The organism is Microvirga terrestris (assembly GCF_015694425.1).
Lineage (GTDB): Bacteria > Pseudomonadota > Alphaproteobacteria > Rhizobiales > Beijerinckiaceae > Microvirga > Microvirga terrestris.
In genome coordinates, this window is record NZ_JADQDN010000012.1 from 66760 (window position 1) to 76110 (window position 9351).

The window sequence follows — 9351 nt, forward strand, 5'->3', positions numbered from 1 at the left end:
AGATCACAGGAGTTCCAAAGCCTTGGATCTTCTCGTGAGAACCGGGTGAAGAAGAGTGCGGACCATGGATGCGCGCCTGATCGACAAGTCGAAGCTGCCGAGCCGTCATGTGACGGTGGGGCCGGCTCGTGCGCCGCATCGCTCCTATCTCTACGCCATGGGCCTGACCAAGGAGCAGATCGCCCAGCCGCTGGTGGGGGTCGCCACCTGCTGGAACGAGGCCGCCCCCTGCAACATCTCCCTCATGCGCCAGGCCCAGGCGGTGAAGAAGGGCGTGGCGGCGGCCCACGGCACCCCGCGTGAGTTCTGCACCATCACGGTCACCGACGGCATCGCCATGGGTCACCAGGGCATGAAGGCGTCGCTCCCGTCCCGCGAAGTGATCGCGGATTCGGTCGAGCTGACCATCCGCGGCCATTCCTATGATGCGCTCGTGGGCATGGCCGGCTGCGACAAGTCCCTGCCGGGCATGATGATGGCCATGGTGCGCCTCAATGTGCCGTCGATCTTCATCTATGGCGGCTCGATCCTGCCCGGCTCCTTCCGCGGCCGTCAGGTGACAGTGCAGGACCTCTTCGAGGCAGTCGGCAAGCATTCCGTCGGCGAGATGTCGGACGAGGACCTCACCGAGCTGGAGCAGGTGGCCTGTCCGTCCGCCGGCGCCTGCGGGGCGCAGTTCACCGCCAACACCATGGCGACCGTTTCCGAGGCCATTGGCCTCGCTCTGCCGTATTCGGCCGGCGCCCCGGCACCTTACGAGATCCGCGACCGGTTCTGCGCCGCTGCCGGCGAGCAGATCATGGACCTGATCGCCAGGAACATCCGCCCGCGCGATATCGTGACCCTCAAGTCCCTGGAGAATGCGGCTGTCGTCGTGGCGGCCTCTGGTGGCTCGACCAATGCGGCCCTGCATTTGCCTGCCATCGCCCACGAGGCAGGCATCAAGTTCGACCTGTTCGACGTTGCCGAGATCTTCAAGCGCACGCCCTATATCGCGGACCTGAAGCCCGGTGGGCGCTATGTGGCCAAGGACCTGTTCGAGGTCGGCGGCATCCCGCTGCTCATGAAGACGCTGCTCGACCACGGCTTCATGCACGGCGACTGCATGACGGTCACCGGTCGCACCATGGCCGAGAACCTCGCTTCCGTGAAATGGAACGAGGATCAGGACGTGGTCTATCCGGCCGACAAACCGATCACGGTGACCGGAGGCGTCGTGGGCCTGAGGGGCAACCTCGGGCCCGAAGGTGCTATCGTGAAGGTGGCCGGCATGGCGGCTGAGAAGCAGACCTTCCGTGGGCCTGCCCGCTGCTTCGACGGCGAGGAGGCCTGCTTCGAGGCTGTGTCCAAGCGCGGGTACCAGGAAGGCGAGGTTCTGGTGATCCGCTACGAGGGGCCGCGCGGCGGTCCCGGGATGCGCGAGATGCTCTCCACCACGGCGGCGCTCTACGGACAGGGTATGGGCGACAAGGTGGCGCTAATCACCGATGGCCGCTTCTCGGGCGCGACCCGCGGCTTCTGCATCGGCCACGTGGGGCCCGAGGCTGCTGTCGGCGGGCCGATCGGGCTTATCAAGGATGGCGACATTATCGCGATCGATGCCATCCAGGGCACCATCGACGTGGAACTCTCGGACGAGGAATTGGCAACGCGCCGGGCCGAATGGAAGCCGCGCGAGACGAGCGCCACCTCCGGCTATCTCTGGAAATACGCACAAACCGTTGGTCCCGCACGGGATGGGGCAGTCACCCATCCGGGCGGAGCCGCAGAAAAAGAAACCTATGCGGACGTCTAATTTCATCCTGGCCACTTTGGGGGTGGCTTTCCTCGGCACCGGGGCCGCGCATGCGCTCGATGCCGCGCCGCGTCCGCAACCGCTGACGCCCGCTCTCGCTCCGGCGCTGGCGCCTGCCACCAAGTACGGCTCGGCGCGCGATGCACTGCGCAGCGGCATGCGCACCTACAATGCCGGCGACAAGATCGGAGCCGTCCACGCGCTGGAATATGCGGCCGGCCAGGGTCACTCGCTGGCCCTGTGGAAGCTCGGTCGCATGTATGCCGACGGCGATGGGGTAGAGCATGACGACCTGAAGGCCTTCGAGTATTTCTCCAGGCTCGCTGACCAGCATGCGGACGAGAGCCCGGACTCGCCAAATGCCGGCGCTGTCTCCAGCGCCTTCGTGGCACTCGGCAGCTATTTCCTAGACGGCATCCAAGGTACATACGTGGCGTCCAACCCGGCGCGCGCCGTCGAGATGTTCAGCTACGCGGCGTCCTATTTCAGCGATTCCAATGCGCAGTACAATCTGGCGCGGCTCTATCTAGAAGGCACCGGCGTTCACAAAGATGCCCGCCACGCGGCCCGCTGGTTCAACCTGGCGGCGGAGAAGGGCCATACGGCCTCCCAGGCGCTTCTCGGCCATCTCCTGCTGACAGGGCAGGGCGTTCCGCGTCAGCGCGCCAAGGGGCTGATGTGGCTGACCCTCGCTCGGGAAGCCTCGACGGATGCCGCCAAGGACCAGTGGATCGTGGATCTCTACCAAGATGCCTTTACGGCAGCGGACGACAGCGACCGCAAGCTCGCGCTCGCTCTGCTTGAGCAGTACATCCAGGCGCGCCGGTAACTCATCGGCGCGTTTGCTTCACTCGATATCGAGATCGACGATCACCGGCACGTGGTCGGAGGGCTTGTCCCAGCCGCGCACTTCCTTGCGGATCGAGGTTGTTCTCAGCCGGTCCTGCGCTTGGGCTGAGAGCAGCAGATGGTCGATACGGATGCCGTTGTTCCGCTGGAACGCCCCGGCTTGATAATCCCAGAATGAATAAAGCCCCGACTGGTCGCTACAGGCGCGCACCGCGTCCACAAGGCCGAGATTGATGAGTTCCCGAAACTTCGCCCGGCTCTCCGGCTGGAACAGGGCATCGTTGGTCCAGGCTGCTGGGTCGTAGGCATCCTCCGGCTCCGGGATCACATTGTAATCACCGCAGAGGACCAGAGGCTCCTCCAGGGCCAGCAGGCTGCGGGCATGGGCACGCAGGCGATCCATCCAGGCGAGCTTGTAGTCGAATTTTGGCGTGGCGATGGGATTGCCGTTCGGCAGATAGATGGAGGCGATCCGTACGGCGCCCGTGGAGGTCGAGATCACCCCTTCCAGGTAGCGAGCCTGCTCGTCACTCTCATCGCCCGGCAAGCCCCGGCGGACGTCTTCGAGGGGGCGCTTGGACAGGATGGCGACCCCATTATAGGCCTTCTGGCCATGGGTGACGACGTTGTAGCCCAAAGCCTCGACCTCGCTCCGGGGAAATGCTTCGTCCACGCATTTCAGCTCCTGCAGGCAGACGACATCTGGGTCGGCACTCTTCACGAATGTGGCGAGATGGTCCAGCCGCTGCTTGATGGAGTTCACATTCCACGTGGCAATCCGCATCCCGGCACTCCCGCTTTCCTATCGTATCTGCTTCATCGGATTTTCGTCCTTGGCTGGCAAGCTCGAACTTGGCCATCATCCCAATGGTTGCACCGTGTGTTATGAGGGCTGCCAACGGTCATGCGTCCCGAAGAAGGTCCCTCCATGCCCCAGGTTGAAATCCACGGCTATGCCATCGTGTCCGACAACGACTGCATTGCTGATGCGTCGGGCCGCACGCCCGAGGTGCTACACAATGAGGCGGATTGGGCTTACTTCCAGGCTGAGCTCAATAAGTCCGCTCTGACCGTGCTCGGCCGTCTCGGGCACGAGGCGAATGCCAATCCCAGAGGCCGCCTGCGGATGATCGTATCGTCCTCATCCTCCGGTCTTGAGCGGCGCGCGGATGGATGGTGGTGGGATCCCGGGAAACTGCCCTGGGATGACGCGATCCGCACTGTCCTGCCGGAGGGCGGTCGGGTCGCCGTGCCAGGCGGACGTCAGGTGTTCGATCTCTTTATCAGGATTGGCTACGACGCGTTTCACCTGGCCCGGGCGGAAGGCACCTATGTGCCGGATGGCGTTCCAGTCTTTTCAGGGTGCCAATTCGGCAGGAGCGCCGCGACCATCCTGTCGGAAGGGGGACTGGCGCCGGGAGAGCACCGGGTTCTGGATCCCGCAGGTAGGGTCACTCTGGCGATTTGGCGGATGGCTGCCTGAAACTACTGACTCTGCGTGGAGTTGACGCTCGATAGCACCTCGAAAGGAGGCGCCTATGCGTCATCTCGCTATTTCGACCGCCCTGATCGCAGGCTGCCTGATCACAGGAGCCGCATGGGGACAAGGATCCTCCGGTGGCTCCAGCAGCGGCGGAAGCACCGGCGGTTCCTCCTCAGCATCGCCTTCGACAGGCTCCTCATCCTCAGGGACGGCTGCACGGCCAAGCAACTCGACCCTTCGCCCTCCGGGGCAGGTTGCTCCCGGAAGTGCGGGCCAATCTAGCAATACGGGTGTCCGGGGAACGTCTGACACACTGACAGGAGACAGGACGAACCAGGGCAATGGTACGATCGGGAATGCTGCCACCGGCAGTAACGGATCCCCCCCTGGTAACGAAGGGAGTACGGGTGGCGCCGCCACGAGCGCCACCCGCTCTTCAACCGACCCCGACACGACCGGAGGCGTTGGCAGCGTCAACCGGCTTCAGCCGGGCGAACGCTCTGCGGTTGGCCCCACCAATCGGGAAGAGGAACTGTTCCGCAAAGGCGAGGAATTGGAGCAGAAAGCCCGGGAGGACATCTGCTCCACCTGCTGATTGTTACGCCGCCTCATCCAGAGCTGGATAGTCCGTGTAGCCCTCCGTGCCGCCGCCATAGAAGGTGGCACGGTCCGGCTGGTTGAGGGGCGCTTTAAGGCGAAAACGCTCGACGAGATCCGGGTTTGCGATGAAAAGGCGCCCGAAGGCCACGAGGTCGGCCCGCCCGCTCGTAATCGCCTCGGCCGCCATATCACGGTCATAGCCGTTGTTGGCGATATAGGCGCCGCGGAAGGAGCGACGAAGGCCCGAATAATCTACATCGACCGCGTTCCTGTCGCCCTGCGTGGCGCCCTCGATCATATGAATATAGGCGAGCCCAAGGTTGTCGAGGCGCTCGACCGCATGGTCGAACAAGGCCTGCGGGTTTGAATCCACCGCGTCGTTGACCTTGGCCGGCGAGAGGCGGATGCCGACGCGCTCCTTGTCCCAAACCTTCAGCACCGCCTCGGCCGCTTCGATCGTCAGGCGGGCGCGGTTCTCGATGGATCCGCCATAGGCATCCGTGCGGTGGTTGGAGCCGTCCTTCATGAACTGGTCGAGCAGATAGCCGTTGGCTGCGTGGATCTCGACGCCGTCGAAGCCGGCCTCCTTGGCATTGCGGGCCGCGTTCTCGTATTCACGCAGGATGCCTGGGATCTCGGAGAGTTCAAGCGCGCGAGGTTCCGATACGTCGGCGAAGCCGTCTGCAATAAACGTTTTCGTCTGAGCCCGCAGGGCCGTAGGCGCCACAGGTGCCGTGCCGCCTGGCAGAAGCGAGGTATGGGACACGCGGCCCACATGCCAGAGCTGAATGAAGATCCGTCCCCCGGCCTTGTGAACCGCATCCGTCACCTTGCGCCAGTGTGCGACCTGCTCGGGGCTGTAGATTCCCGGTGTGCGCAGGTAGCCCTGGCCCTGATGGGAGATCTGTGACCCCTCGGAGATCAGGAGGCCCGCGCTGGCACGCTGGCTGTAGTAGGTGGCAGTGATGTCACGCGCAACGTCACCCTCCGCCGCCCTATTGCGGGTGAGGGGAGCCATGACCAAGCGGTTTGGCAGGGTCAGGCTGCCCAGTGTGAGGGGCTGGAACAATGCATTGGCGTCGGCGCTCATCTAAAACCTCATTCAACCCTGTGGAATTTTATGAAGCACAGGTTGTCACGAGATAAGTGGCCCTCCGTTTGTTACAACGGAAGGCTGCCATGCAAAAAGCGAAGGTCTTGGGAATGAGCACCCGGCGAGCCGGTGTGCTTTCCTTTAAGAGCTAGGCACTGGCCGCGTCGAGTTGCGCCACGTCGTGTGGATCAAGGCTCAGGCTCGTGGCCTTCACGATCTCGTGTAACTGCTCCACGCTCGTGGCGCTGGCAATGGGAGCCGTGAGACCAGGGCGTGCCATTAACCAGGCCAAAGCGACCTGAGCCGGCGTCGCGTCCTTGCGGGCAGCCACATCGTCCAGGGCCGAGAGGATGCGCTTGCCCCTATCATTGAGATACGCCGCCATGCGTCCCCCGCGCACGCTTTTTCCGAAATCCGCCTCCGAGCGGTACTTGCCTGTCAGGAAGCCGCTGGCAAGGCCGTAATAGGGGATGACGCCGATCTCCTCCTTCCGGCAGAGAGGCTCCAGTTCCGTCTCATATTCGGAACGGTCCGAGAGGTTGTACTTGTTCTGCAGGCTCTCGTACCGCGGCAGGCCAAATTCGGCGCTGATGGCCAAGGCTTCCTTCAACCGCTCCGCCATGAAGTTCGATGCGCCGATGGCCCGGACTTTTCCCTCACGGATCAGGTCTGCATAAGCCTGGAGCGTCTCCTGCTGCGGCGTTTCAAGGTCGTCCCGATGGGATTGATAGAGATCGATGACATCGGTCTGGAGCCGACGAAGGGAATCCTCGACCGCAGAGCGGATGTAGCTCTTGGACAACCCCTTTCGGTCAGGTGCCATTTCGGAACCGACCTTGGTGGCGATAACCACCCGGTCACGGTTGCCCCGCGCCTTCATCCACTTGCCGATGATGGTCTCCGATTCGCCACCGGCATGGCCGGGCACCCAGGTGGAATAGACATCCGCCGTGTCGATGAAGTTGAGACCGGCATCCACGTAGGCATCGAGAAGCCTGAAGGACGTTGCCTCATCGGCCGTCCATCCGAAAACGTTGCCGCCAAGACAAAGGGGCGAAACCATCAAGTCCGAGCGGCCGAGCCTGCGCTTATCCATTATCTTCTCCTTGTCCGCAGCCGATGTGGAGCGGATAAGGACATTGGCAAGGCGGCAAATCAAGAAGGAGCGTCTGACATGATGATATGTCGGACGCTGTAAGGTTTGCCTTAGGCCGCTGCACTCAGCGTGACGCCTCGCGCCTCTGCGAATGCCATCAGGTCGGATTCGCTGACGATGCGGTGGCGCTGGTCGATCGTCCAGCCTGTCTCATCGCGCACGACGATGTAGCCACGTGCCTGGAGACGGGAAACCACCGATTGAATGCCACCCGACTCGGTCCGCGTCACGCCACGTTCGGCGATGAAGCGTTCAATGGCAGCCTGTGCAGCCTGGGCGAGGTCGACGGCATCGGCACGGTTGGCCGGCTTGGCCTTGGCTTTCGCCTGCGCCATGACGCGCGCGGGATCGCGACGAACGGATTTCCAGCCGCCGCGGCCCGAAGTCTGTGTTTCCGTTTGATCGACTTCAACCGGACGCACGGCCGCCGGGGCTTCCATGACGACTATCTTTGGAGCCGAGGGCGCTATTGGCGCCGGGGCTGGGCGCGGAGCAGGATCTCGTGACATGCCCTGCACAGCAGGCAGAACGGCTTTCTTTCCAACAGCCTTTTTTTCGACTGGCGTGGGCGCCGCGACTAGGGCTCTCTTGCGCGGGCTTTTCTCGCAGGCTTTCTGCTCGCGGGCCATATGGATTGCGTCTTCGGCTTGCCGTTTGGCTTCAATCTCAAGCTTTCTCGTTTCAGCTTCCTGACGCTTGGCCTCTGCGGCAGCTTCCTTCGCTTCGATCTCGGCTTGCTTCACAGCCGCCAACCGGCGAGCTTCCGTTTCTGCCGCACGCTTGACCCGGATCACGAGCCGCTGGTCGATGCGCTCCTTCTCGGCAATGGCAGCGCGAGCCGCCTTGATCATGCCGGCCTCCGTTTGGGCGATCGAGCTCTTCAAGTGATCACCCATGACGGCCTCAAGCGCTTTGAGCGTGCTCTCCAGTTCTGCTTTAGGATCGATCACTTTAGGAGGGAGGGGAGCAGCCGCGACGAAGGGTGTTGGAGGTGTGGACTGACGCGCCGGTGTGGGTTGAGTGACAGGCTTCCGTGATGCTGGTCCTGCGGACGGAGCCTTGATGACCTTCGGACGAGCCGACTCGGCAGCCGTGATTTTCGCCAGCTTGGAGAGATCACGCACACCGATGAGGCCGAGATCCTGCATCTTCCAGCGGATCTGAGTCACGCTTCGTCCGAGCTCAGCGGCGATCCGCTTGTCCGTCATCGGCGGGTCGGCGCAGACGAGTCCGCGCAGGCGTGTGACGCTGGCTTCATCCCAGGATTGATGAGGCTGGACAAGGGTGCCGATCAACCGGGCTCTTGCATAGGTTGCCGGGACGGGCCTTCCCAGTTTCGCAGCAGTGACAGGAACCGGCACCTTGGCCTCTCGGTCACGGCGCAGAATGTCGAGTTCTTCTTCAGTCCAGACCCTGTTCATTGCAGGGCTTCTCCTTTTCTCAGCAAGCTGGGATCCGGCGAGCCTGCATTGCAATGAGGAGCGAATGCGGGAGGAAAGAGAGATCGCCGGATTAGACCGGCGACGGATCACGTCAGACCGGCATCAATGTGGGAAGTGCGCCTTGGCAGGCGTCGGCTCTGACGGGCTGACCGCCTGAACGTCCCATATGGGACTGGGTTCAGGTCGCAGTTCATGTTCATGAACGAAGCAGGACCTTTCCGCGAAGCACTGGCTTCGCAGGAAACACCTTTGCGGTCGCTCGAGTTCGTTCTGCTTCGACATGATGGACGTTCAAATCACGAGTGATGGGGTGATGTAATCGGCTTCCGGGGAAATCTCAATGCACGAAAAATGCCGCATGGGAAAGGCTCAGTCATTGCCGGCACGAGATTCACAAAGCCCTTCAGAACTTGGCTTTCGGCGGCATCGTAAGAATTATTTAACCATAAATGCTCATTCTGAATCCCGTGGGTTCCAGAGGATTCCACATAAGGCCTACAGGGGAAGGCTCATGACCGACAGCGCTCTAGCACAAACAATCAAAGACAGAACCGAAGCGGTCAAAAAGGTCGTCAATCTGCTTGCACAGGCGGGCAGGGGAGATGACCTACACGATCTGCGCGTGCTTCTCATCAACACGATGGGTCTGCTCAAGCGCGACCCCGGCACGGAAGCTGCCGTCGATGATCTTTACGCGGCTGCCGCCGTGCTCGTGAAGGATGCCTCTTCCGGGATCCCGCCGTCGGCGCGGTCACTCCGCATCCTTCTGTCCGCGTCCGATCGTTTCTGCGCGCGTCTTGCCGCGGCGGTGGAACGGATCGAGCCCGAGCCGGAGACTCGTTTCAAGGGATTGGAAGCTGCCTATGCGGTCCAGCTGGAGCGGTTCTCACTCAATGCTGACCTCGACCCGGTCGGGCAGGTGGCCTGAGCCTG

Annotated in this window: 9 protein-coding genes; 5 read left to right on the top strand and 4 right to left on the bottom strand. The window is 62.5% G+C overall.

Annotated elements, in window-relative coordinates; all coding sequences use genetic code 11:
- Positions 1–64: 64 nt before the first annotated feature.
- Positions 65–1795 carry a dihydroxy-acid dehydratase gene (ilvD, locus tag I2H36_RS17690; protein ID WP_196265224.1) on the top strand — a complete coding sequence of 577 codons (1731 nt, stop codon included), beginning with the start codon at positions 65–67 and terminating at the stop codon, positions 1793–1795.
- Positions 1782–2624, top strand: a complete 843-nt coding sequence (locus I2H36_RS17695) for a tetratricopeptide repeat protein (RefSeq protein WP_196265225.1) — start codon at positions 1782–1784, stop codon at positions 2622–2624. Before ilvD ends, I2H36_RS17695 begins: the two co-directional genes overlap by 14 nt.
- 18 nt (positions 2625–2642) lie before the next feature.
- Here the strand turns inward: I2H36_RS17695 and xth are convergent, their stop codons facing one another.
- On the bottom strand, positions 2643–3428 hold the full coding sequence (gene xth / locus I2H36_RS17700) for an exodeoxyribonuclease III (RefSeq protein ID WP_196265226.1): 786 nt from the start codon (positions 3426–3428) through the stop codon (positions 2643–2645).
- A gap of 144 nt (positions 3429–3572) precedes the next feature.
- Here xth and I2H36_RS17705 point away from each other — a divergent pair, with 144 nt between their 5' ends.
- Positions 3573–4127 (top strand): dihydrofolate reductase family protein, encoded by a 555-nt coding sequence (locus I2H36_RS17705; protein ID WP_196265227.1) that lies wholly within the window; start codon positions 3573–3575, stop codon positions 4125–4127.
- A 55-nt stretch (positions 4128–4182) separates the two neighbouring features.
- On the top strand, positions 4183–4722 hold the full coding sequence (locus I2H36_RS19840) for a hypothetical protein (RefSeq protein ID WP_210331125.1): 540 nt from the start codon (positions 4183–4185) through the stop codon (positions 4720–4722).
- 3 nt (positions 4723–4725) lie between these two features.
- On the opposite strand, the gene I2H36_RS17710 is transcribed toward I2H36_RS19840, so the two are convergent.
- From I2H36_RS17710 to I2H36_RS17720, 3 genes are all read right to left on the bottom strand, one after another.
- Positions 4726–5817, bottom strand: a complete 1092-nt coding sequence (locus tag I2H36_RS17710) for an alkene reductase (RefSeq protein ID WP_196265228.1) — start codon at positions 5815–5817, stop codon at positions 4726–4728.
- Positions 5818–5968: 151 nt separating this feature from the next.
- Positions 5969–6916 (bottom strand): aldo/keto reductase, encoded by a 948-nt coding sequence (locus tag I2H36_RS17715; RefSeq protein WP_196265229.1) that lies wholly within the window; start codon positions 6914–6916, stop codon positions 5969–5971.
- Between the two features lie 110 nt (positions 6917–7026).
- Positions 7027–8397, bottom strand: a complete 1371-nt coding sequence (locus I2H36_RS17720) for a hypothetical protein (RefSeq protein ID WP_196265230.1) — start codon at positions 8395–8397, stop codon at positions 7027–7029.
- A gap of 532 nt (positions 8398–8929) precedes the next feature.
- On the opposite strand from I2H36_RS17720, the gene I2H36_RS17725 reads away from it, so the two are divergent.
- On the top strand, positions 8930–9346 hold the full coding sequence (locus I2H36_RS17725) for a hypothetical protein (RefSeq protein ID WP_196265231.1): 417 nt from the start codon (positions 8930–8932) through the stop codon (positions 9344–9346).
- Positions 9347–9351: the final 5 nt, after the last annotated feature.